The organism is Coprococcus sp. AF16-22, from assembly GCF_003461545.1.
GTDB lineage: Bacteria > Bacillota > Clostridia > Lachnospirales > Lachnospiraceae > Coprococcus > Coprococcus aceti.
Map to the genome: position 1 here is coordinate 253,764 of NZ_QTXH01000003.1, position 23,512 is coordinate 277,275.

Here is a 23,512-nt window from a genome sequence, read left to right on the forward strand (position 1 = left end):
ACGGACCGAAAAGGATAACGACTGTGCATGCTTTGGCATGCCGGCTGTTATCCTTTTTGTGTTTTATGGTGATTGCGGATAAGGAGAAGTGCATGTATCTGATGATAGACAATTTTGATTCGTTTGTATATAACCTGAAGGCGTATTTTGAGGAAATGGGAAGATGTGTGACCGTGAAGAGGTGCGATCGGATATCTCTGCAGGATGTGGAAGATCTGGAGCCGGAGGGCATAATACTTTCACCGGGACCTGGGCGGCCATGGGAGGCAAAAATGTGTGTGGATGTTGTGAACATGTATAAGGGAAAGATTCCGATACTTGGAGTCTGCCTTGGACATCAGATACTTGGGTATTGTGCGGGCGCCATTGTTGAAAAAGGAAAGATGCCAATGCATGGAAAGGTGACAGAGATACATAACTGTGGAACAGGTCTGTTCGCGCGGCTGCCGGAAAGCTTTCATGTCACAAGGTACCACTCATTGGTAATAAATGGCAGCAGTCTGCCGGATGATTACCAGGTGGATGCTATATCCGAGGATGGTGCAGTTATGGGAATATCACACAGAAGGCTGCCGTTGTACGGGGTGCAGTTTCACCCGGAAGCGGTACTTACGGAGTATGGTCATGATGTATTGTATAATTTTTGTATAGCGGCGGAGAAGTTTAATTGCAGATAAGGAGTCATATATGAGCGGTATGAGGCGAGTGCTAAAAAAACTTGACAGATATGTGTGTGCAGCTGATGTTTTTGAAATATATGAGGATGAGACAGGAATAGCATTTCTTGACTCATCCCTTGTGAATAATCTGGGACACTATTCGATTATCGGGAGATGCCCGTATCTCAGGCTTGTTAAGAATGGGGATGCATTTGAGGTTAATGGAGATTCTGAAAAGAATATAACATTTGAAGAATATATGAGACAGTATCTTGTACAGCATATGGATAAGAGTTCGGAGGATTTGCCGATCGTATCAGGAGCGATAGGGTATGTATCCTACGATTATGGAATGGATAGGATGGGGCTTGATTCCATCAATGAAGATCTTGTGTCTGTTCCAGAGGCAGTCATGATCTTCTATGACTGTTTCGTTGTTGAAGATTGTCTAAAAAAAGAGACATATCTTGTGGCAAATGGGATGACAGGTGATGCACAGTCAAATATTGATGTAATGGAGAATGATATAGAGAAGTATTGTGGCAGGGATGATCGGGAAAATGGCAATATAATTGACAGGACGAGTGAAGATGTACAAAAGAGGAAGAAGTATAACTTGAATGTGTACGAAGAATGCAGCAGGGAAGAGTATGAGCACTCTATAAGAAGACTGAAGGATTATATAACCGAGGGGGATGTATATGTTGCAAATATGACAAGGCATATAATTGTCGACAGCGATAAAAAGCCTCTGGACGTGTTCCATGACCTGAGAGTTAGCAATCCGTCGCCATTTGGTGGATATCTTGATCTGGGAGATTATCAGATAGTGAGCGCCTCTCCTGAACGGTTTATGCAGATAAAGGATCGTCGTGTGTACACCCGGCCGATAAAGGGGACGAGGAGACGGGGAGAGACTGACAGGGAGGATGAGGCACTCAGGAGGGAGCTTGAGAAATCACAGAAGGAAAAGAGTGAACTCCTGATGATTGTAGATCTTGAGAGGAATGACCTGAACCATGTGTGCAGACCGGGAAGCGTAAAAGTGACTGAACTGTTTTCGATAGAAGAGTATGCGACTGTTTTCCATCAGGTGGCAAATGTTGAAGGTATGCTGCAGGATGGGGAAGATGTGATGTCTCTTCTTACTGCGGCATTTCCGGGTGGTTCTGTTACGGGGGCGCCGAAACGCAGGGCTATGGAGATTACAGATGAACTTGAATGCGGGAAGAGAAATATTTACACCGGCTCTATTGGTTATATTACATTGGATGGAAAATGCGATTTTAATATAGTGATAAGAACTGTATTGTACAGAAATGGCAGGTATTATCTTGGCGTTGGAGGCGGTATTACTGCCGATTCAGATCCTGGTGCAGAGTATGAAGAGACACGGGATAAGGCAAAAGCAATACTCAGTGCATTGCAGTAGCATTTGAAAATGATGAAAATGGGAGAAATGTAAAATGAATGTAAAAATGGATGATTGCTTTCAATTTGGTCTTGGAGCATTTGAAACTATAAGTGTGGTTGACGGCAGGCTGATATTTCTTGACAGGCATCTGAGACGCCTGGAAGATGCTGCAAGATTCCTGGATCTTGGCATGCCAGCAGAACGGGGCATAGACAGGATAGCTGTGCTGGAATATCTGAGAAAGTGGATGAGTGAGCATGATTACAGAGATCGATCAGGTCGTATGAGGAGATGTGCGTTAAAGATCATGCTGACTCAGAAAAATGTGGTTTTTTCAATGAGAGATAATCCATACACCACGGATATATACGAACGGGGGTTTGCAATGGACATAAGTAATGTTAGAAGAAATGAGACGTCGCCGTTCGTATATCATAAAACCATGAATTACGGAGACTGCATTCTTGAAAAAAGGCGGTCTAGGAAAGCTGGAATGGATGAACGGATCTTCCTGAATACAAAGGGACAGATATGCGAGGGTACGATGAGCAATATATTTTTTTGTGAGAGATGGCAGGATATACACACCCGCGATAGACTCAGGTCTTCTGCCTGGAACAGTAAGGGGGTATATCTGTGAATCAGAGGCGGTCACGCAGACGGTGATATTCCCTGATGAACTGTCATCATATCAGGAATGCTTTGTGACCAATTCCTTGATGGGGGTCATGCCGGTGAAACTACTGGGAAATATCAGCTTTGAGGAGAGGAGTGTCACTGCCAGGATGATGAGAAAATATCATGATTTTTCAGCTTCATGCCGGTAAAATGCCTTTTTGTATCATTGTGGTCCGGGCTCAGCCACTTCGCATATGGTAAGAGTGTCACCAGATATGGTAAACCTTATATCGTATCCGCCGTACAGCATTCCATAGCGTCTATTCGGTTCATCCTGATAGCCCGGCCTTGGATCCTGCGCAAGTATCTCTTTCAGGGCCTCGATCTGTGTATTTGAAAATATCGTTTCAAGTTTGGCAGTGATATCGTCAGAGAAACACACATACAGCTCCGGAATATCAAGGGAGTCTGTCCAGCCCCCGGTCGCATCCGGATGGCTGTCGGTGTATGGTAGATAAGGCTTGATGTCGTACACCGGTGTTCCGTCCAGTATATCGGCTCCTGACACCACAAGTCCGTGTACACAGCCGTTTTCTTCATTATATATAATGTCCAAAAGTCTCACCGATGACAGACCGATGTTGTTCGGCCTGAATGGTGATCTGGTGGCAAAAACCCCCATCCGCTGGTTACCGCCCAGCTTTGGGGGTTTTACTGTTGCGGTAAAACCGTTCTTGTGAGCCCTGGAGAAGTCCCACAGCAGCCATATGTGGGAGAATCCGTCAAGTCCTCTGAACGCCTCTGCCTGATTGTACGGTGGAAGCATCTCTATAAAAGCGGTGGCGCAGTCTGTCAGACCGCTTTGCCTTGGAATCCCGAACTTCTCTTTGTAGTCGCATCTCACATATCCTATCACTTCTAAACTGGTATTTGTCATGTATATTTATCCCACTTTCTGGTTGCAATTTATAAGTTATGGCAGATTATTTGCTGTACATTCAGCATGCATTGATTAACGCCGACTTTACATTCAATTTACATAGCGTTGGTTATGTATTTTACTTATGCCATTTATTATAGTTCAAAGAAAAGAACAAAAGGCGCGCGAGTTCTTTTCCGGGACATAAGCAAAGAATGATATGTCCCAATAATACAATATTTGTAAAGACCGGTTCAAGAGATAACCGGCACATGTAGCAAGTTTTTGAAGAAAACTTGTTATGCATTACAAGCCATAAAAGAATATGGACAAAGTAAGGAGATAAGAAAAATGATTAAATTAAAGAAAGTATTAGCAGTTACACTTGGAGCAGCACTTATGGTAGGAAGTCTTGCAGGCTGTGGAAATAATTCATCAAAGAGCGCAGATGGCGGATTCGATGCAGCACAGGATATATCAGTAGTATCAAGAGAGGAAGGCTCAGGAACAAGAGGAGCATTCGTAGAGCTCACAGGAGTTGAGGAGAAGGATGCAGATGGCAATAAGGTCGACAACACAACAACAAATGCCATCACATGCAACAGCACAGAGGTCGTACTCACAACAGTAGCAGGAGATGATTATGCAATCGGTTACATATCACTCGGAGCACTCAACGATACAGTAAAGGCACTCAAGATCGGTGGAGTTGAGGCAAGTGAGGAGAACATCAACAATGGTTCATACACACTTTCAAGACCTTTCAACATCGTTACAAAGGATGGCATCAGCGATGTTGCACAGGATTTCATCAACTACATCATGAGCGAGGATGGACAGAAGATCATCTCAGCAAATAAGTACATCGAGGTTGCAAACAGCGGAGCATTTACTTCAACAAATCCAAAGGGCAAGATTGTTGTTGCAGGATCATCTTCAGTAACACCTGTTATGGAAAAACTTATCGAGGCATACAAGGCAATCAACACAAACGCTGACATCGAGCTTCAGGAGAGCGATTCAACAACAGGTATCACATCAACATCAGATGGAACATGCGACATAGGTATGGCATCACGTGAACTCAAGGATACAGAGACAGCACTTGGTCTCAAGGCAACAGTAATAGCAATGGACGGAATTGCAGTTATAGTAAATAACAACAACCCTGCTGAGGACTACACAGTAGATCAGGTCAAGGACATATTCACAGGTTCAGCAGCAAAGTGGGAGGACGTAAAGTAATCAGCTTATGCATAAACTTAAAGAAACAATTATGCATGTAGTATTCCTGATAGCGGCACTGGTATCCATCGCAGCAGTAGCACTCATATGTGTGTTCCTGTTTGTGAATGGAATACCGGCCATTAAAGAGATAGGCTTCGGGGATTTCACCCTTGGTGAGGTCTGGAAGCCTACAAATGGGTACTACGGCATTCTTCCTTTCATATTAGGAAGTATATATGTGACAGCCGGAGCACTGATAATTGGAGTTCCGATAGGACTTCTGACAGCGATATATCTGGCAAAGTTTTGTCCCGACAGATTATATAAAGTTATAAAGCCATTTATCAATCTGATGGCCGGAATACCTTCGGTAGTATATGGATTCTTTGGAATGTGTGTGCTTGTACCGATGGTGAGAAGCATATTTGGAGTAAATGGAAATACGATGCTCACGGCATCAGTACTTCTTGGAATGATGATACTTCCAACTATCATCAGTGTATCAGAGACCTCAATAAGAGCGGTACCTGACAAATATTATCAGGGAGCCCTGGCACTTGGAGCAACACATGAGCGAAGCGTGTTCAAGACTGTTGTCCCTGCAGCAAAGTCAGGAGTTATGGCAGCGATTATCCTTGGTGTTGGCCGTGCAGTTGGAGAGACTATGGCGGTCATCATGGTTGCTGGAAATCAGGTCCATATGCCTGACGGAATACTGAGAGGTGTCAGAACACTCACCACAAATATAGTAATGGAGATGGGATATGCGACGGACCTGCACAGACAGGCTCTGATAGCGACGGGCGTTGTACTGTTCGTATTCATACTCATTATCAACCTCCTGTTCTCCATCATAAAGAGAAAGACGGTGGCATAGATGACAGAGAGAGTAGAAGGAATAAAGACAGTTGTCGCATGTGGCGATGACAGAACAAAAAATACAATAATCAGCACGAAAAAGACGGCACCTGAGGACGATCCTTCATCCATAGTTGATGTGGACAGCATAGAGGCTATAAACAAGAGCACATGGTCTGAGAAATGGGCTGAGTACAGAAAGAGACCGGGATCATTCATAATGTTTATCTTTGTACATCTGGCAACGCTCATAACTGTGCTCTCCATAGGATTTCTGTTGGTGTATGTACTGGTAAAGGGAATCCCAAATCTTAATGCGGACATATTCAGCTGGGAATATACATCGGACAACTGTTCGCTGGTACCGGCACTTATAAATACGGTTTACATGACGCTGCTGTCCCTCCTGATAGCAGGTCCGATAGGAATATTTGCAGCGATATATCTTGTCGAATATGCAAAGACTGGCAATAAGCTGGTGGGGGTAGTGAGGATCACAGCGGAGACACTTACAGGAATACCTTCGATCGTATACGGACTATTTGGAATGCTGTTTTTCACAAATGCGTGTGGACTTAGATTATCACTCATATCAGGTGCGTTAACCCTGGCGATAATGGTTCTTCCGGTCATAATGAGAACCACAGAGGAGGCACTTATGGCAGTGCCTAAGTCTTATAGAGAAGGAAGTTTTGGACTGGGAGCCGGAAAGCTCAGAACAGTATTCAAAGTAGTGCTTCCAAGTGCCGTTCCTGGAATACTGTCAGGAATCATACTTGCGACAGGACGTATCGTGGGCGAAACGGCAGCACTCATATACACAGCAGGATCGGTTGCAAAGATGGCGACAAAGCTTACCGATTCAACAAGGACTCTGGCGGTTCATATGTACCTTCTGTCAAAAGAAGGACTTCACACGGATCAGGGTTATGCAACAGCGGTAGTGCTTCTTGTACTTGTAGTGCTTATCAACTTTGCGTCCGACAAGATTGCAGGCAGGGTTGCAGCAGATAAAGCAAATTAAGAATGGAGAAAAATAGATGAATAATAACGTTAAGTTCAGCGTTAAAAATCTTAACCTCTATTATGGAAAGTTCCATGCCCTTAAGGGTATTGATATGGATATTCCGTCAAATGAGGTTACAGCATTTATTGGACCATCAGGTTGTGGAAAGTCAACATTTCTCAAGTCACTCAACAGAATGAATGATCTGGTAGAGGGCTGTAAGATAACAGGTGATGTGAGGCTTGATGGAGAGGACATATACAGCGGAATGGATATTAACCTTTTGAGAAAAAGAGTTGGAATGGTATTCCAGCAGCCAAATCCATTTCCGATGAGCGTGTATGACAATATAGCATATGGCCCAAGAACCCATGGAATAAGAAACCGTGCAAAGCTTGATGAGATAGTTGAGAGATCTCTCAGACAGGCAGCCATATGGGATGAGCTTAAGGACAGACTGAAGAAGTCAGCACTTGGCCTTTCAGGAGGACAGCAGCAGAGGCTCTGTATAGCCAGAGCACTGGCAGTGGAGCCTGAGGTACTTCTCATGGATGAGCCTACATCGGCCCTTGATCCTATATCGACATCCAAGATAGAGGACCTGGTACTTGAACTGAAGGACAATTACACCATTATCATGGTTACGCATAACATGCAGCAGGCAACCAGAGTTGCGGACAACACAGCGTTCTTCCTTCTCGGAGAGGTCGTTGAGTACGCAGAGACAGAAAAGATGTTCAGCAAGCCGGCTGACAAGCGTACAGAGGATTACATCACCGGTAGATTTGGTTAGGAGGGACACGATGAGAGACAAATATGAGATGCAGCTTAGAAAGCTTCACGCAGAGATGATAGAGATGGGAACTATGATTGAGCAGGCGATCGAGACAGCGATCAAGGCTCTCGTGGCCCAGGACACAGAGCTCGCAAAGAAGGCGATCGAGGCGGATGACGCCATCGACCATCAGGAGAGAGAGATTGAGAATCTGTGCCTCAAGCTGTTCCTTACCCAGCAGCCGGTTGCCGGGGATATGAGAAATATATCCGCAGCACTCAAGATGATAACGGATATGGAGAGGATTGGAGATCACGCCTCAGATATATCAGAACTCACACTGTGCATGGCTGGCACACCATATATAAAGAAGCTTGAGCACATACAGCAGATGGCAAAAGAGACGATCGTCATGCTGGTATCAAGCATAGAGGCATATGTCAACGCAGATGAGAAAAAGGCAAAGAGTGTAATAGAGCATGACGATGTCGTCGATGATCTTTTTGACAAGGTCAAGAATGAACTCATCACAATGATACATGAGAATTCGGATGATGGAGAGCAGGCTTGTGACCTTCTTATGGTTGCCAAGTATCTTGAGAGGATTGGCGATCACGCAACGAATATATCAGAGTGGGTACTCTTCTCGATAACAGGAGAACATATAGACTGATGATTGAGTCATGGACGAAAAGAGGTGATTTCTATGAAGTGGGTATGTACGAAGATAAATGAACTGTCACACAGAACAGGTATAGGCAATATGAAACTTTTCATAACAGTCAGCATGGTGGTGTGCGGACTTGCGGGATGTGCTGCAGCATTGCTGCTCCACATGCTCCCTGTGCTGGGAGATGTATCATTCGCAAAGCTGATGTTCATATGTGGCGGTTATGGCATGTTCCTGGTAGGAATGCTTGGAAGTGCGGTGTATCTGCTCATAAATGAGCCTCTCGGAAGCAAATAAACAGATGAAAACAGAAAAAAGGTCTATGTGATACCACAAAACTGTGCCAAATATTTTGCAGGATTTTACATAGATTTTAAATTTACACAGATTTTACATACACATATCTCACATTTTACATATCCCTTTTACAATAGACTCTGATAAAACAGACGCTGTAAAAGGGATATTGTGTATACAAGTCCTTATACAGAAGTAATTGGAAATGTAATAAGGAGACAAAAGATATGGATATTTTCAATGTGTTATCCCTTCTGGGCGGACTTGCAATGTTCCTGTATGGAATGAACGTGATGGGAGATGGCCTTGCCAAGACGGCTGGCGGTAAGCTGGAGAAGATACTGGAAAAGCTCACATCAACACCTATAAAGGGTGTTCTGCTGGGCGCTGCGGTGACAGGAGTGATCCAGTCATCATCGGCGACCACAGTTATGGTGGTTGGACTTGTAAACTCAGGCATCATGAAGCTGAGACAGGCAGTGGGTATCATCATGGGTGCAAATATAGGAACAACAGTAACATCATGGATACTCAGCCTTACAGGAATACAGAGTGACAATATATTTATTAATATGTTGAAACCCTCATCCTTTTCACCTATACTCGCAGTAACAGGAATAATATTCCTCATGTTCACCAAGTCTGAGAAGAAGCACGATATAGGTGGAATCCTTCTTGGATTTACAGTGCTCATGTTTGGTATGGAGATGATGAGCGGTGCGGTTGCTCCGCTTAAGGATGTACCGGAATTTACGAATATACTCACCATGTTCTCCAATCCATTCCTTGGAATGCTTGTGGGAATGTTGATAACAGCTATCATACAGAGTTCTTCGGCATCTGTAGGTATACTCCAGGCGCTGTGTGCAACCGGGGCTGTGTCATTTGGGACGGCGATCCCAATCATCATGGGTCAGAACATAGGAACCTGTGTAACGGCACTGATATCATGTATAGGAACCAAGAAGAATGCCAAGAGAGCTGCGTTTGTGCATCTGTACTTCAACATCATAGGAACAGTCGTGTTCATGGTGGTGTTCTACACGGTCAATTCATTTGTACACTTCCAGTTCCTGAATGATTCAGCGAATGCAGCTGGTATAGCTGTTGTACACAGTGTGTTCAACGTTGCAGCGACACTTCTTCTGCTTCCGTTCTCAGGCGGACTTGAGAAGCTTGCAACGCTCACTGTCAGAGATAAGGATGAGGTGGAGAAAAATACTCCTGCAGAGCTGGAGATGCTCAAGCGTCTGGATGCCAGATTCCTTGAGAAACCAGCATTTGCTGTTGGACACTGTATAGAGGTTGTAAAATACATGGCTCAGCTTTCAAAGAACAGTGTTGATATGGCACTGTCACTGGTTGATAATTATGATGAAGCGGTCAGGGATAAGGTTGAGGATCTTGAGGGCATCATAGATACCTATGAGGATGAGGTCGGTTCTTATATGGTAAAGCTCAGCAGCAAGGAGCTCTCCCATGAGGATAGCCAGAAGGTATCGATCGGACTTCATGTCATAGGTGATCTTGAGAGAATGTCGGATCACGCCATAACCATAGCGGATATATGCAGGAAGATGAATGAGGCGGGCGCGTCCTTCTCAGAAAAGGCAAAGTCAGAGCTGGGTGTATACAAGGATGCAGTTCAGAACATAGTCAGCATGACTGTGGAGGCTTACGACAAAGAAGACCTTCAGGAGGCATCCCATGTGGAGCCGCTTGAGGAAGCCATCAATGAGCTCAACAGCGCGGTTAAGAAGCAGCATATCAAGAGACTTCAGAAGGGCAAATGTACCATTGAGCTCGGAATATCACTGGAGAATCTTATCAACAACTATGAGAGAGTTGCAGACCACTGTTCCAACGTGGCGGTGGCAATGCTCCAGTTAAAATCAGACAACTTTGATACACATGAATATCTGGACAACATGAAGAAAGATTCCAACATAGATTTCCAGAGCATGTACACATATTACAGAGAGATATACAAGCTGAAGTGATATCTGGCGTGCATTTATATAAAAAATAATGATAAAAATAAAATGCAATATGCATGTAAATGAAAGTGGTATTGTATAGGGAAAGGAGACAAAATGGCAGTACATATTTATATTGTAGAAGACGATAAGAATATAAGAGAGATAGAGATGTTTGCTTTGAAAAACAGCGGATATGTGGTGGAGGAGTTTGAGAATGCGAAATCCTTCTTCTCAAGGTCTGTGGAGAAGGTCCCTGATCTGGTACTCTTGGATATCATGCTCCCTGACATGGATGGTCTTGAGATTGTGAAGAAGCTCAGGAGCAGACCTGATACTGTCAGAGTTCCGATTATCCTTGTGACAGCCAAGACTACAGAGCTTGACAAGGTCAAGGGACTGGATATAGGAGCGGATGATTACCTCACCAAGCCATTTGGCGTGATGGAGCTCATATCCAGGGTCAAGGCGCTGCTCAGAAGAAGCAGGGCGCTGCAGGATGACAAGCAGCTGGTACTCGGGGATATAACCCTTGATTCAGAGAGACGCGAGGTGCATGTGGGCGGCGAGTTGTGTGAGCTTACCTTCAAGGAGTTTGAACTCTTAAAGCTTCTCATGGTGAATGCAGGAATAGTTCTTCACAGAGACACGATCATGTCGGATGTGTGGGGAACGGATTACGAGGGCGAATCCAGAACCCTTGATATGCATATCAAGACTTTGAGACAGAAGCTTGGCGAAGCAGGTAATATGATAAAGACAGTTAGAAATGTAGGGTATAAGATGGAGTAGCATATGGGTAAGAGAGACGATAAAAGACTGAAAAAGGTTATCAATCTGGAGTTTATCATCTTTTCACTGGTGGCCATAGCGGTGACCATGGTTCTGTCGACATTCATATTCTATGAGGTGTACAAGGCAGAGATCATAAGGGATCTGAAGGGCTATGCTGAGGTGTTTAAGAATACCGGAGATTTCGACGCGGATGACACCGGTGTGTATGCAAGCGTGGATACCAATGACCTCAGACTGACGCTTATAGCGCCTGACGGCAGTGTTCTGTATGACAATCAGGCCGATGAGACTTCCATGCAGAACCACCTTGACAGACCAGAGATAGCAGAGGCATTTGAAAATGGTGATGGACAGGTTATAAGAAAGTCGGAAACCCTCAATAAGAGCACATATTACTATGCGATACTGCTCAAGTCTGGAAGGGTGCTGAGAATAGCGAGGGAGACCAACAATGTAATCAGTATGTTCCTTGCGGCTGTGCCGGTCATGCTGGTGGTGATGGCGATCCTGGTCTGTGTCACCATCATAGTGACACACTATCTGACCAGAAACATATTGAAACCAATAGAGCAGATGGCAAACAGTCTGGACGACGATACCCACATAGTTGCGTACAAGGAGATGCGGCCATTTATAGATATGATACAGAAGCAGCATGCGGATATAGTGAAGAGCTCACAGATGAGACAGGAGTTCACGGCAAATGTATCACATGAGCTCAAGACGCCGCTCACATCCATATCGGGGTATTCGGAGCTTATCGAGACAGGTATGGCCACCGAGGCGGATGTACATCATTTTGCAACTGAGATCCACAAGAACTCCAACAGACTTCTCACCCTCATCAATGACATAATCAGACTGTCAGAGCTGGATGTATCTGAGGATGCGCCACTGATGGAGAAGATCGATCTGGCGGTCATAGCCAGAACAGCCACGGATATGCTGGCGATAAACGCAGAGAAGAACAGTGTGACACTCAGCTATGATGGCAGTCACGGATATATATATGCGAACAAGATGATGATGGAGGAGCTTGTGTATAACCTCACAGACAACGCCATCAGATATAACAATAAGAATGGAAGTGTGGATGTATCTGTAAAGGCAGAGGATGGCAAGGTTATACTCAGGGTGAAGGATACGGGAATAGGAATCCCGAAGGAGCATCAGGAGAGGATATTTGAACGATTCTACAGGGTGGACAAGAGCAGATCGAAGTCCACAGGTGGCACAGGACTTGGCCTGGCCATAGTAAAGCATATAGTTGCCCGCAACAATGCACAGCTTGATATGGACAGTGAACCAGGTAAGGGAACTGACATAAAGGTTACATTTGACGCATACAGGGAAGATGAACAATGATGCAGTCGAAATCAATGAATTTTGATGGGGAATGCTGTAAAAGAACAGAATAGATGCTACAATAAAAAGGAGCCTGGTGGAAGTGTATTAGCCAGACTCCTTAAGTATATTGGTATTCACACACACCGACATTAAGTTCGAAAATATGTGAAATCTTCTGAATTTAATAATATAATACAGCATGTTACGGAAAAAATCAAGTGGTAATTATGCATAACATACAATGCGGTTTATACATAATTCACAAAACATGCAGTTGAAAGGCAGATAATTTTGGCGGATCGGAAGGAAACAAATTCTTGATTATTGAATTTTATAGTATTACTATATGGTCTTGAATAAGGAGAGTGATAGTATGTCAGCAAACGAATATTTAAGGGCTCAGAAGCTTGGTGAGAAGAGATATCAGGCAGCCGTAGCAAAAAATGAATATCCATATCTTCCGGTTTTGGATGAAATAATATCACCATCCGACACTGTGGGTGAGGTGAATCTTGGTCTCCAGACCATATCGCTTGACCGCGTGGTTGGAACCGCTACCGCTGCAAGGACGACGGCGTTTGCTAGTAATTTTATGCCTATATTGGATTATCATACTGAATTTGGAATGAAATGGGCCGCATTGTGTGATTCCCACATAGAGGAAGGTATACATGACCCGATAAAGGTATATGAGTATATGAACAAATTCTATGTAGTAGAAGGAAATAAGAGAGTGAGTGTGCTCAAATACTTTGGTGCGGACTCAGTTCCTGCCATGGTTACAAGAAAGATACCTAGAAGGACAGACTCACTTGAGAATAAGATATATTTTGAATTTATAGATTTCCACAAGCAGACGGGGATCAACTATGTATATTTCTCACAGCTCGGTGGATATGATAAGCTCAGGGAGTTCATAGGGATCACTAAGGATGCGGTTTTCACAGAGGATGAGAGACTGGATTTCAACTCGGCACATCTCGCATTTGAGAAGGCTTATCTTGCTAAGAAGGGCAATGAGGAGCTCACTATAACAGTGGACGATGCCATGCTTGTATTTCTCAATGTGTATGGCTATGAAGCTCTTAAGAACATGACTACATCCCAGGTGAAGGACAGTGTTGACAAGGTATGGAATGAGATAGTCCTCACAAATGAGAAGAAGGATAAGACGGTTCTTCCAAAGCTCGATCCTGTGGAGCCTAAGAAGTCCATACTCGACAGGGTTATAAAGCCATCAGGCCCTTCGAACCTGAAGGTGGCATTTGTGTATGATAAGTCGCCAGCCAACTCGGTCTGGACATACAGCCATGAACTGGGTAGAATGGACATGGAGAATAAACTCGGAGATTCTGTCGACAGCAGAACCTTCTGTAATGTGGATACACCTGCCAAGCTGACAGAGTGCCTTGGAAGACTTGTGGATGAGAAGTATGATGTGATATTTACGACAGGGCCTGAGATGCTTCCTGAGGCTCTTAAGACTGCAGTGCTCCACCCGGAGATAAAGATACTTAACTGTTCCCTCAGCCTTGCGAACAGCCATGTGCGTACCTATTATGCAAGAATGTACGAGGTGAAGTTCCTCACCGGTATGATAGCGGGAAGCCTTTGTGCTGACGGACAGATAGGATATGTAGCTGATTATCCGATATTCGGAACAACAGCGAACATCAATGCATTTGCCATCGGAGCAAGGATGGTCAACCCTAGGGCAAAGATATATCTGCAGTGGACGAAGGTTAAGAATGCTGATCCACAGAAGTTCTTCGAGAGAAATGGAATAACATATATATCCGATAGAGACATGATCATGCCGGATGATGCGTCACGAAACTTCGGACTTTATCACTATGATCAGAATGGAGAGGTCGTCAACCTTGCCATGCCTTTCTACAACTGGGGTGCATTCTATGAGAGGATCCTTAGATCCATACTGGAGGGCAACTGGAAGCAGGAGGAGAAGAACGAGACCAGCAATGCGATAAGCTACTGGTGGGGTATGTCAGCGGGAATAGTTGACGTCATATGCTCAAAGCACCTTCCGGCCGGAACACAGAAGCTCATATCGGTTATGACAAACCTCATAAGAGAGGGCGCTATCACACCGTTCAGCGGAAAGCTTACATCCCAGAACGGAATAGTGAGAAATGAAGATGACGGAGCGATGCTCCATGAAGATATACTCAAGATGGATTGGCTTGCTGAGAATGTAGTGGGCATGCTCCCTACAGAGGACGATCTTGTCGATGAGGCAAAGACGGTAGTTGCACTTCAGGGTATAGACACACCGGAGAGTCTGGAGCTCAAGTCGGTTCCGGAAGTGAAATAAGATAAATCTCCTACGGAGAAGGTATACTGTAGTACAGGGGAATAGATACGTGAAGATTTTGTTGTTGGCGGATGAAGAATCCAAGTATTTGTGGGATTATTTTGATAAGAGTAAGGTCGAGGGAATAGATCTGATAATATCCTGTGGCGATTTATCGCCACAGTATTTGTCGTTCCTTGCGACATTCAGTCATGCGCCCGTTCTCTATGTCCATGGCAATCACGACGTGTGCTACAAGGATACACCGCCGGGGGGCTGCGAGTGCATAGACGACAAGCTTTATGTGTATAAGGGTGTCAGAATTCTGGGACTTGGCGGTTCGATGGAATACAAGTTTGGTGGTGCGGATCATCAGTATTCCGAGCGTGCGATGGCCAGAAGAGTACGGAAACTCAGGTTTAAGATCATGAGGAACAAGGGCTTTGACATACTTGTTGCCCATTCGCCTGCATACAGGATAAATGATTCCGAGGATCTCCCACATACAGGTTTTAAGTGTTTCAGAACACTTATGGAGGAGTACAGACCTAAGTATTTTGTCCATGGCCATGTGCATATAAATTATGGAAGAGATTTTGTCCGCGAATCAAAATACGAGGACACGACGATCATAAATGCCTATGAGAGATATATTATTGAAATTTAGGCAGAAATATTTTGAAATTAAATAATTTCGGCGAAAAGACAGGAATAAATCAAATTTATTGCTGTCTTTCTTGCGAAAATGGAGTTTTTTTGATAAACTGTGGTGAGTTGATATAGTTTATTGATAAGATCCGGAGAAGCTCCGGGATGATGAACAGGGATTGGATAAAGGAAGGAGACATGAGGTTTGGAAAGAAACAGCGAGGAATATAACAGAATACTGGATGAGCTTACAGGTTATTGTACAGAATCTGGCAAGATAGACCAGAACCTCTATGTCAATTATGATGTCAAGAGAGGCCTCAGAGATTCCACAGGAAAAGGTGTACTCACGGGACTCACAGAGATATCTGATGTCATAGGATATGATGTAATAGATGGAGAGAGAGTGCCGACTGATGGTCGTCTGTATTATCAGGGGTACAATGTTGAGGATCTTGAGAGAGGTTTTCACGGAAGTAAATTCGGATTTGAGGAGACTATGTATCTTCTGTTGTTTGGAAAGCTTCCAAATGAGCAGCAGTTTAAGAGATTTGTTGAGATGATGGAGTGCTATAGGGAGCTTCCTAGAAAGTTTACAAGAGATGTTATCCTCAAAGCACCAAGCAAGAATATGATGAACGTTCTGCAGAGATGTGTTCTCACACTCTATTCATATGATGATAATCCGGATGATATAAGCATAGAGAATGTTCTCAGACAGTGTATGGAATTGATAGCACAGTTCCCTGTGATCGCCGCATATGGTTATCAGGGCTACAAGCACTATTTCCACGACATGAGTCTTGTAATACACAATCCGAAGCCGGGGCTTTCCACTGCGGAGAATTTCCTGAGGCTTATCAGATCAGATAAGAAATATACAGAGCTTGAGGCGCAGGTGCTTGACATATGTCTGGTTATACACGCTGAGCATGGTGGTGGTAATAACTCCACATTTACAACTCATGTAGTATCGTCGACAGGAACAGACACATATTCTGCAGTTGCAAGTTCACTTGGATCACTGAAGGGACCTAAGCATGGTGGTGCGAACCTCAAGGTTCAGCAGATGTTTGATGACCTCAAGAGCAATGTCAAGAACTGGGATGATGAGGCTGCACTGGAGAAATATCTCACAGGACTTCTTGACAAGAAGGGCTTTGACCATTCAGGCCTTATATATGGAATGGGGCATGCGGTATACACCAACTCAGATCCTAGAGCTAGGATACTCAAGGGATATGCAGAGAGACTTGCCCAGGAGAAGGGCAGGACAAAGGAATTTGAGCTGTACAAGAAGGTTGAGGAGATATCAGGAAGACTGCTTGCGGCCAGAAGACGCAGCGGCAAGCCTATATCGGCAAATGTAGATTTCTACAGTGGATTTGTATATACGATGCTCGGTATCCCTATCGAGCTGTTTACTCCTATATTTGCCATTGCACGTATTGCGGGATGGTCAGCGCATAGAATAGAGGAGCTTGTCAATGCCGGCAAGATCATCAGACCTGCATACAAGTATGTGGGAACACACAGAGAGTATCTGCCGATGGAAGACAGATAAAGTTATGTACGGCAGATTAAGATAAAGCCGGAGAATACAATAGACATGCATACAGCGCTTCAATCTTCAATAGACAAGGTTGGGGCGCTTAGTGCATTTGATGACAAGGAGATGACCTGGAACATGAAAGATAAGAATAAGAACGCAAAGACTGAGGAAAAGACAAATGTCATGCGCATACTTGACAGCAAGAAGATAAAGTACAACCATTATTGTTATGTGGAGACGGGCGAGACGAATGGAGAGAAGGTTGCTGCCATACTTGGACAGGATCCTGCGTATGTGTATAAGACCCTGGTGACCGTTGCGAAGTCCGGCGCAAATTACGTGTTTGTAATTCCTGTCAAGGAGGAACTTGATCTCAAGAAAGCTGCGAAGGCTGTGGGAGAGAAGTCGATAGATATGCTCAAGGCAAAGGAACTCCTCCCTCTTACCGGATATATACATGGCGGCTGCTCACCTATCGGTATGAAGAAGTTTTTCAGGACCACGATAGATGCAAGTGCTGAAGATCTTGATAAGATGTATGTGAGTGCGGGTAAGGTTGGGTATCAGATAGAGATAGCCCCTGCGGATCTGGAGAAGGTCATACGTCTGGAGTATGTGGATGTGACTGTGTAAAGGACTAAATTACGTCACAAAAAAGCTGAAATTAAGAAGCTGAAAAATTAAAAAAAGCAGGAATATGAGCCCCTATAACGAAGTTTGCTGGGTTTCATATTCCTGCTTTTAGTTTATCTGCAAAATGTATCTGCCTCGACCGATCCGTTGTTATCTCTGCCATCTTCCGGCGGCACCGCAAGGAAGAACAAGACCTGTCTCTGTGACAGGAAGTCCGATCTCATCTGCCACAACATGTCCGCCAAATCTGCTCTTTACCTCTGTGGATATCATATATGTGAGCACCGCAGGCGCGAGACCTGTTGTATATGAATTTACAAGGAAGAAAAGCGGCTTGTCACAGAGAAGCTGGCTGCAGAGCTTGATGAAAGGATGGATCTTCTCTTCGATCTTCCATATCTCACCCTTTGGTCCTCTGCCGTATGAAGGAGGATCCATGATGATCGCGTCATATTTGTTGCCTCGTCTGATCTCTCTTTCGACAAATTTCACACAGTCGTCAACTATCCATCTGATCGGTGCGTCGGCGAGCCCTGATGATGCTGCGTTTTCCTTTGCCCAGGTAACCATTCCCTTGGATGCATCAACATGGGTGACTGCAGCTCCGGCTTTGGCGGCTGCGCATGTTGCGCCCCCTGTGTATGCGAACAGGTTCAACACCTTAATATCCTTTTTAGGTGAGTTCTTTATCAGTTCGCTGAACCAGTCCCAGTTGGCAGCCTGCTCAGGGAACAGACCAGTGTGCTTGAAGCTGAATGGCTTCAGATTGAAAGTCAGATCCCTGTAATTTATCGTCCACTGCTTAGGCAGGCTGAAAAACTCCCATTCTCCGCCGCCTTTGTTGCTTCTATGATAATGTCCGTTCAGTTTATTCCATGCAGGATTTTTCTTTGGAGTGCTCCACAGAACCTGGGGATCTGGTCTGAGTAGAGTGTATTTGTCCCAACGCTCAAGCTTTTCTCCGTCAGAGCAGTCAATAACTTCATAATCCTTCCATCCATCTGCTATCCACATATATGTAATCCTTCCTTATAAAAATAACTTCAAAAAATATATCCTATAGATTATACTTGTATCAAAGCACTGCGTCAAGGCTGCTGTGTGCATAGATTGATGACAGAGATTAATGACGATACAGATTGTTGGTAATGGAGAAGTTGGAATAATGGCAGATATAAGTATAAAAGAATTAATAGAAGAGATGGTACAGAGTGATCCCCACAAGATTATCCTCAGTGGCGGACGCGGTGAATATAGAAAAATGGTATTTGAGAGAAAAATCATAGGCGGTAAAAGGTGCTTTCAGATAGAAAGGTATACGGAGAAGCAGGTGTTCCACCAGAATATAGATGAGGACGAGCTTGAAGAAGCACTGACCGGAGATCTGCAGGATGGATTCAGACAGATAAACATGTTCTCGGCCCGGGAGGAGTGGGATGTGAAGATCTCAAAGAAGGGCAAAGTAGCTGTGAATAAGAGGCACACGGAGAATAAACTCATAACTGTTCAGGGGAACAACCGAAGAAAGAAATACATACTTGAAGAGGGAATGGATATCCCTGTATTTACCCATCTGGGCATATTTACAAAGGATGGCAAGGTCGTGCACTCCATGTATGACAAGTTTAAGCAGATCAACAGATTTGCGGAGATCGTGGACAATGTCATGAAGAGCTACAACAAACCTTCTATTAATATAGTAGATTTTGGATGCGGCAAATCGTATCTGACATTTATAGTTTATTATTATCTGCATGAGGTTAAGGGGCTTGATGTCCATATAACCGGCCTGGATCTCAAGGAGCAGGTGATAAAAGACTGCAATGCGCTGGCGGAACAGTTTGGATATACCGGACTAAAATTCGAACTTGGGGATATAAATGGGTATAAGACGGATGTGGATGTGGATATGGTCATGACGCTGCATGCGTGTGATGTTGCCACGGACTATGCGCTGTACAATGCCATTTGCTGGAACGCACAGTATATATTGTCCGTGCCTTGCTGCCAGCATGAGCTGAATAAACAGATGCATTCTGATAAACTGGCTGCGCTGACAAGATACGGTATCATAAAGGAGAGGATAGCTGCGCTGGCAACAGATTCCATCCGTGGACATATGCTTGAGGCGTGTGGATATAAGACTGATATAATGGAATTTATAGACATTGCACATTCGCCTAAAAATCTGCTCATAAGAGCTGTGAAGAAAAATGTATCTCCGGACAGGAGAAAGAAGGCTCTTAAGGATGCGGAAGCACTTTGTGAGGAGTTTGGATTCAGACAGACTCTGATGGAGATGATTAAGGCGGATGGCAGGATATAATTGGATTAAACCTGTGGTTTGTTGTGTGTGTGATGGTTGTGGAATATTATTAAGGAGGATATCATGAGGGCTGCGCTGTATATAGATTGTGATAGCATAGAGGCAAAGGCTGTGCCTGTTATATATGAGGATATAATCAGAACGGACAAGCTTGTGATCTGCAAGATGTTTAATTCCGACAAAGACGATGACAGCTTTATGGAGAGTGCAGGGAGGTTCAGAATACAGGACTGCATGCACGGAGAGTATAAGGTGTCATCGGCGATGGTTGCGCTGGCCGTGGAGGTTATGGCGGATGCTGCGCTTTCAAAGCCAGAGCGCATATATATAGCAACGGGGGACAGTCTGACAGTACCGCTTCTCAACAAGCTGAGGCTCACGGATATAGAGGTTGTGGTTGCCGGTCCATGTGACGCAGACAAAATCCTTGTGAACAGCGCCCAGAGATATATGTATATAGATGTTCTTGCCGGAGAAAAATGCACTGCTGATATACCGGATATAGGTGATATAGCAAAGGAGATATATTCGGTTTCTTCCTATTATAAAGGACAGGGAAGAGATGCTGTCATGGAACAGGTGTATGAAGGCGTTGTGAGAAGATACCCGGATTTTGATGTCAGAAATTATGGCTATACTCATCTTGATACATTTGTGGAGAATAATGTGAGTGGAGTGAAGGTTTATACCGATGAGAATGGCGTGACAAAGCTGACGTTGGTCGATGACAGGGAGGAGATAGACACATTTGCATATGAGTATATGACAGGCAGGGGATATAAGATAGATGATATGGCAGAGCTGCTCGATGCGATTCGAAGCAGATTCCCTGGGTTTGCAATGGAGAATTATGGTTACCATACAGATTACGGGTTCATCTTAAGCTTTTCGAAGTTTGAGATATGGGAGAACAAGGGGATCAAGATGAAGAGGACATTCAAGCTGAGTGAATCTGGCGAGTGATACCCTGTAAATACCCGTTAAAAAAATTCAAAAAAACATAAAAAAATTAAAAAAACCTCTTGATTTAAAGAAATCCCTAGTATATAATCAAACGTGCTGTGGCATGATAGCTGAGAAGCGGAGGTTGCTGCGTACATATATGACGCAGGTTTTTCGTGGAGCGAATGTCAATTTACAAAACTGGCGACAAGTCACTGTACAATATAACCGTCTGTCAAGAGGACAGAAACGACGTGATGGTTCTGGGTTTTAACTTAGGACACACACGGGAGAGTGTACAGTCACCGCTTGTTGTACTAAGATTAAGTGCGAAAAGGAGGCGGCTTTTTTTATGGCAAATCAGATTATGAGAATTACACTTAAGGCTTATGACCACAAACTTATCGACAAGGCAGCAGCACAGATTGTTGATACAGTTAAGAAGACTGGCGCAAAGGTAAGCGGACCAGTTCCAATGCCTACTAAGATTGAGAAGATCACAATCTTAAGAGCAGTTCATAAGTACAAGGACTCAAGAGAGCAGTTTGAGCAGAGAACTCATAAGAGACTTATCGATGTTGTAGCACCAACTCAGAAGACAATTGATGCATTACAGAAGATCGATCTGTCCGCTGGCGTGTTCATCGATGTTAAGATGAAATAATCAAAGTCAGACAGCAATTCAAAAGAAACCCAATTAGATGCGGACTAATTTAAAACAAACCGCAGAAACAATTAAATAACAGTACCTAATGCATTTTCGGATGTAATTTAGTATGATTGCAGATGCAATCCGCTGTGAATTAAATTAGGAGGAAACAGAAATGAAGAAGGCTATATTAGCTACAAAAGTCGGAATGACACAGATTTTCGACGAGAACGGTGTATTAACACCAGTTACAGTATTGCAGGCTGGTCCATGTGTTGTAACCCAGATCAAAACAGTTGAGAATGACGGTTACGATGCAATTCAGGTAGGATTCGGCGAGAAGAAGGAAAGAGTAACAACAAAGGACGTATCAGGAAAGAAAGTTATCAGAAATCCACATGGTGCTGGTAAGGCAGAGGTTGGTCATGCTAAGAAGGCAGGAACAACTCCAAAGGCTTTCTATAGAGAGTTCAGACTTGAGAACACTGCTGAGTACGAGCTTGGCGCAGAGATCAAGGCAGACGTATTTGCTGCTGGCGACAAGATTGATGTTACTGCTAAGTCAAAGGGTAAGGGATACGCAGGCGGTCTTAAGAGACACGGCCTTAAGTCAGGTCCTTCAGGACATGGTTCAAAGTATCACAGACATGCAGGTTCAAACGGTTCTGCAACTACTCCAGGTAGAGTATTCAAGGGCAAGAAGATGCCTGGACATATGGGTAGCGTAAGAGTTACAATCCAGAACCTTGAGGTAGTTAAAATAGATGTTGAGAACAATGTAATCTTGGTTAAGGGCGCTGTTCCAGGACCAAAGAAGTCATTGGTTATGATTAAAGATACAGTAAAGTCTGGTAAGTAGGGCTTTGGAAAGGAGAGACAACAATGGCATCAGTTAAGGTTTATGACATTGAAGGCAAAGAAGTTGAGACATTAGAGCTCAATGATGCAGTTTTCGGTGTAGAAATAAATGAGCATATAATGCATAAGGCTGTAGTTGGTCAGTTAGCCAACAACCGTCAGGGAACACAGAGCGCTAAGACACGTTCAGAAGTTTCTGGTGGTGGAAGAAAGCCTTGGAGACAGAAGGGAACTGGTCATGCTAGACAGGGTTCAACAAGATCTCCACAGTGGACGGGCGGCGGAGTTGTATTCGCACCAAAGCCAAGAGATTATTCAGTTAAGATGAATAAGAAAGAGAAGCAGCTTGCTATGAAGTCAGCACTTTCATCAAAGGTTGCTGAGAACAAGCTGGTAGTAGTTGACAAGCTTGATCTTCAGGAGGCTAAGACAAGCGTATTTGCAAAGATCCTTGCAAAGCTTTCAGCTCCTAAGGCTCTTGTAGTAACAAAGGATAAGAACAATAACGTTGTTCTTTCAGCAAACAACATTCCAACAGTTAAGACAACAGTAGCTAATTCACTTAGCGTATACGATATTCTCAAGTATGAGAAGCTTGTTCTTACTAAGGAAGCAGTTGCAGCAATTGAGGAGGTGTACGCATAATGGCAGATATCAAATATTATGACGTTATACTTAAGCCGGTGATCACAGAGAAGAGCATGAACGCTATGGCTGAGAAGAAATATACATTCCTTGTTCATCCAGAAGCAAACAAGTCACAGGTTAAGGAAGCTGTAGAGAAGATGTTCGAGGGAACAAAGGTTGCAAAGGTCAACACAATGAACAATGACGGTAAGGTCAAGAGACGTGGTATGACACTTGGTAACACAGCAAAGTACAAGAAGGCTATCGTTCAGCTTACAGCTGACAGCAAGGACATCGAGATCTTCGAGGGACTTTAAGATATAGCCGTGGGTGGCTGCACAGTATAGCCGCTCATCACATTAGTTGTATACGCAATCAAAGCGTGAGAATAAATTGAACCGAAAG

25 protein-coding genes are annotated in these 23,512 nt (G+C 44.0%); 23 read left to right on the forward strand and 2 right to left on the reverse strand.

Features of this window, described 5'->3' with window-relative positions:
• The first annotated feature begins 92 nt into the window (after positions 1 to 92).
• The 4 genes from DWW60_RS05405 to DWW60_RS14020 are packed head-to-tail and all read left to right on the forward strand — an operon-like array spanning position 93 to position 2,900.
• Positions 93 to 677 (forward strand): anthranilate synthase component II, encoded by a 585-nt coding sequence (locus DWW60_RS05405; RefSeq protein ID WP_117874568.1) that lies wholly within the window; start codon positions 93 to 95, stop codon positions 675 to 677.
• Between the two features lie 10 nt (positions 678 to 687).
• The gene (gene pabB / locus DWW60_RS05410; RefSeq protein WP_117874569.1) at positions 688 to 2,091 is read left to right on the forward strand and encodes an aminodeoxychorismate synthase component I; all 1,404 of its coding nucleotides are present in this window, start codon (positions 688 to 690) and stop codon (positions 2,089 to 2,091) included.
• A 34-nt stretch (positions 2,092 to 2,125) separates the two neighbouring features.
• Positions 2,126 to 2,713 (forward strand): aminotransferase class IV, encoded by a 588-nt coding sequence (locus tag DWW60_RS05415; RefSeq protein ID WP_330417747.1) that lies wholly within the window; start codon positions 2,126 to 2,128, stop codon positions 2,711 to 2,713.
• The gene (locus DWW60_RS14020) at positions 2,637 to 2,900 is read left to right on the forward strand and encodes an aminotransferase class IV (protein WP_334294835.1); all 264 of its coding nucleotides are present in this window, start codon (positions 2,637 to 2,639) and stop codon (positions 2,898 to 2,900) included. Before DWW60_RS05415 ends, DWW60_RS14020 begins: the two co-directional genes overlap by 77 nt.
• A 14-nt stretch (positions 2,901 to 2,914) precedes the next feature.
• Here the strand turns inward: DWW60_RS14020 and tsaA are convergent, their stop codons facing one another.
• Positions 2,915 to 3,628, reverse strand: a complete 714-nt coding sequence (gene tsaA / locus DWW60_RS05420) for a tRNA (N6-threonylcarbamoyladenosine(37)-N6)-methyltransferase TrmO (RefSeq protein WP_117874570.1) — start codon at positions 3,626 to 3,628, stop codon at positions 2,915 to 2,917.
• Between the two features lie 333 nt (positions 3,629 to 3,961).
• Here tsaA and DWW60_RS05425 point away from each other — a divergent pair, with 333 nt between their 5' ends.
• From DWW60_RS05425 to ybaK, 13 genes are all read left to right on the forward strand, one after another.
• Positions 3,962 to 4,855 carry a substrate-binding domain-containing protein gene (locus tag DWW60_RS05425; protein WP_117874571.1) on the forward strand — a complete coding sequence of 298 codons (894 nt, stop codon included), beginning with the start codon at positions 3,962 to 3,964 and terminating at the stop codon, positions 4,853 to 4,855.
• 7 nt (positions 4,856 to 4,862) lie between these two features.
• The gene (pstC, locus tag DWW60_RS05430; RefSeq protein ID WP_015533776.1) at positions 4,863 to 5,714 is read left to right on the forward strand and encodes a phosphate ABC transporter permease subunit PstC; all 852 of its coding nucleotides are present in this window, start codon (positions 4,863 to 4,865) and stop codon (positions 5,712 to 5,714) included.
• Positions 5,715 to 6,719 carry a phosphate ABC transporter permease PstA gene (gene pstA, locus DWW60_RS05435; protein WP_243002922.1) on the forward strand — a complete coding sequence of 335 codons (1,005 nt, stop codon included), beginning with the start codon at positions 5,715 to 5,717 and terminating at the stop codon, positions 6,717 to 6,719.
• Positions 6,720 to 6,735: 16 nt separating this feature from the next.
• A complete protein-coding gene (pstB, locus tag DWW60_RS05440) occupies positions 6,736 to 7,494 on the forward strand; it encodes a phosphate ABC transporter ATP-binding protein PstB (protein ID WP_015533778.1) in 759 nt (252 codons plus the stop codon).
• Between the two features lie 10 nt (positions 7,495 to 7,504).
• A complete protein-coding gene (phoU, locus tag DWW60_RS05445; RefSeq protein WP_022216632.1) occupies positions 7,505 to 8,149 on the forward strand; it encodes a phosphate signaling complex protein PhoU in 645 nt (214 codons plus the stop codon).
• A 33-nt stretch (positions 8,150 to 8,182) separates the two neighbouring features.
• The gene (locus tag DWW60_RS05450) at positions 8,183 to 8,443 is read left to right on the forward strand and encodes a hypothetical protein (RefSeq protein WP_055223139.1); all 261 of its coding nucleotides are present in this window, start codon (positions 8,183 to 8,185) and stop codon (positions 8,441 to 8,443) included.
• A gap of 227 nt (positions 8,444 to 8,670) precedes the next feature.
• Positions 8,671 to 10,443: a Na/Pi cotransporter family protein gene (locus DWW60_RS05455; protein ID WP_055223140.1), complete on the forward strand. Its 1,773-nt coding sequence runs from the start codon at positions 8,671 to 8,673 to the stop codon at positions 10,441 to 10,443.
• 93 nt (positions 10,444 to 10,536) lie between these two features.
• Positions 10,537 to 11,211 (forward strand): response regulator transcription factor, encoded by a 675-nt coding sequence (locus DWW60_RS05460; RefSeq protein WP_055223141.1) that lies wholly within the window; start codon positions 10,537 to 10,539, stop codon positions 11,209 to 11,211.
• Between the two features lie 3 nt (positions 11,212 to 11,214).
• Positions 11,215 to 12,579 carry a sensor histidine kinase gene (locus tag DWW60_RS05465; protein ID WP_015533782.1) on the forward strand — a complete coding sequence of 455 codons (1,365 nt, stop codon included), beginning with the start codon at positions 11,215 to 11,217 and terminating at the stop codon, positions 12,577 to 12,579.
• A 355-nt stretch (positions 12,580 to 12,934) separates the two neighbouring features.
• Entirely contained in the window at positions 12,935 to 14,893 is a 1,959-nt protein-coding gene (locus DWW60_RS05470; protein WP_117874572.1) for a BMP family ABC transporter substrate-binding protein, read from the forward strand.
• A 49-nt stretch (positions 14,894 to 14,942) separates the two neighbouring features.
• Positions 14,943 to 15,539, forward strand: coding sequence for a metallophosphoesterase family protein (locus tag DWW60_RS05475; protein ID WP_055223143.1), 597 nt, complete (start codon positions 14,943 to 14,945; stop codon positions 15,537 to 15,539).
• A gap of 186 nt (positions 15,540 to 15,725) precedes the next feature.
• Entirely contained in the window at positions 15,726 to 17,084 is a 1,359-nt protein-coding gene (locus DWW60_RS05480; RefSeq protein ID WP_055146513.1) for a citrate/2-methylcitrate synthase, read from the forward strand.
• A gap of 123 nt (positions 17,085 to 17,207) precedes the next feature.
• Complete coding sequence (gene ybaK, locus DWW60_RS05485; RefSeq protein WP_055146749.1) at positions 17,208 to 17,705, forward strand: Cys-tRNA(Pro) deacylase; 498 nt, start codon at positions 17,208 to 17,210, stop codon at positions 17,703 to 17,705.
• 150 nt (positions 17,706 to 17,855) lie between these two features.
• Here ybaK and DWW60_RS05490 read toward each other — a convergent pair whose 3' ends face one another.
• Positions 17,856 to 18,719 carry a class I SAM-dependent methyltransferase gene (locus DWW60_RS05490; protein WP_022216641.1) on the reverse strand — a complete coding sequence of 288 codons (864 nt, stop codon included), beginning with the start codon at positions 18,717 to 18,719 and terminating at the stop codon, positions 17,856 to 17,858.
• 151 nt (positions 18,720 to 18,870) lie between these two features.
• Here DWW60_RS05490 and DWW60_RS05495 point away from each other — a divergent pair, with 151 nt between their 5' ends.
• From DWW60_RS05495 to rplW, 6 genes are all read left to right on the forward strand, one after another.
• Positions 18,871 to 20,031: a class I SAM-dependent methyltransferase gene (locus DWW60_RS05495; protein ID WP_117874573.1), complete on the forward strand. Its 1,161-nt coding sequence runs from the start codon at positions 18,871 to 18,873 to the stop codon at positions 20,029 to 20,031.
• A gap of 63 nt (positions 20,032 to 20,094) precedes the next feature.
• A complete protein-coding gene (locus DWW60_RS05500) occupies positions 20,095 to 20,994 on the forward strand; it encodes an OST-HTH/LOTUS domain-containing protein (protein WP_015533788.1) in 900 nt (299 codons plus the stop codon).
• 331 nt (positions 20,995 to 21,325) lie between these two features.
• Positions 21,326 to 21,637, forward strand: coding sequence for a 30S ribosomal protein S10 (gene rpsJ, locus DWW60_RS05505; RefSeq protein WP_004850108.1), 312 nt, complete (start codon positions 21,326 to 21,328; stop codon positions 21,635 to 21,637).
• A gap of 160 nt (positions 21,638 to 21,797) precedes the next feature.
• On the forward strand, positions 21,798 to 22,481 hold the full coding sequence (rplC, locus tag DWW60_RS05510) for a 50S ribosomal protein L3 (protein WP_015533789.1): 684 nt from the start codon (positions 21,798 to 21,800) through the stop codon (positions 22,479 to 22,481).
• Between the two features lie 23 nt (positions 22,482 to 22,504).
• Positions 22,505 to 23,125, forward strand: a complete 621-nt coding sequence (gene rplD / locus DWW60_RS05515; RefSeq protein WP_015533790.1) for a 50S ribosomal protein L4 — start codon at positions 22,505 to 22,507, stop codon at positions 23,123 to 23,125.
• Complete coding sequence (rplW, locus tag DWW60_RS05520; protein ID WP_004850114.1) at positions 23,125 to 23,424, forward strand: 50S ribosomal protein L23; 300 nt, start codon at positions 23,125 to 23,127, stop codon at positions 23,422 to 23,424. Before rplD ends, rplW begins: the two co-directional genes overlap by 1 nt.
• The last annotated feature ends 88 nt before the right edge of the window (positions 23,425 to 23,512 follow it).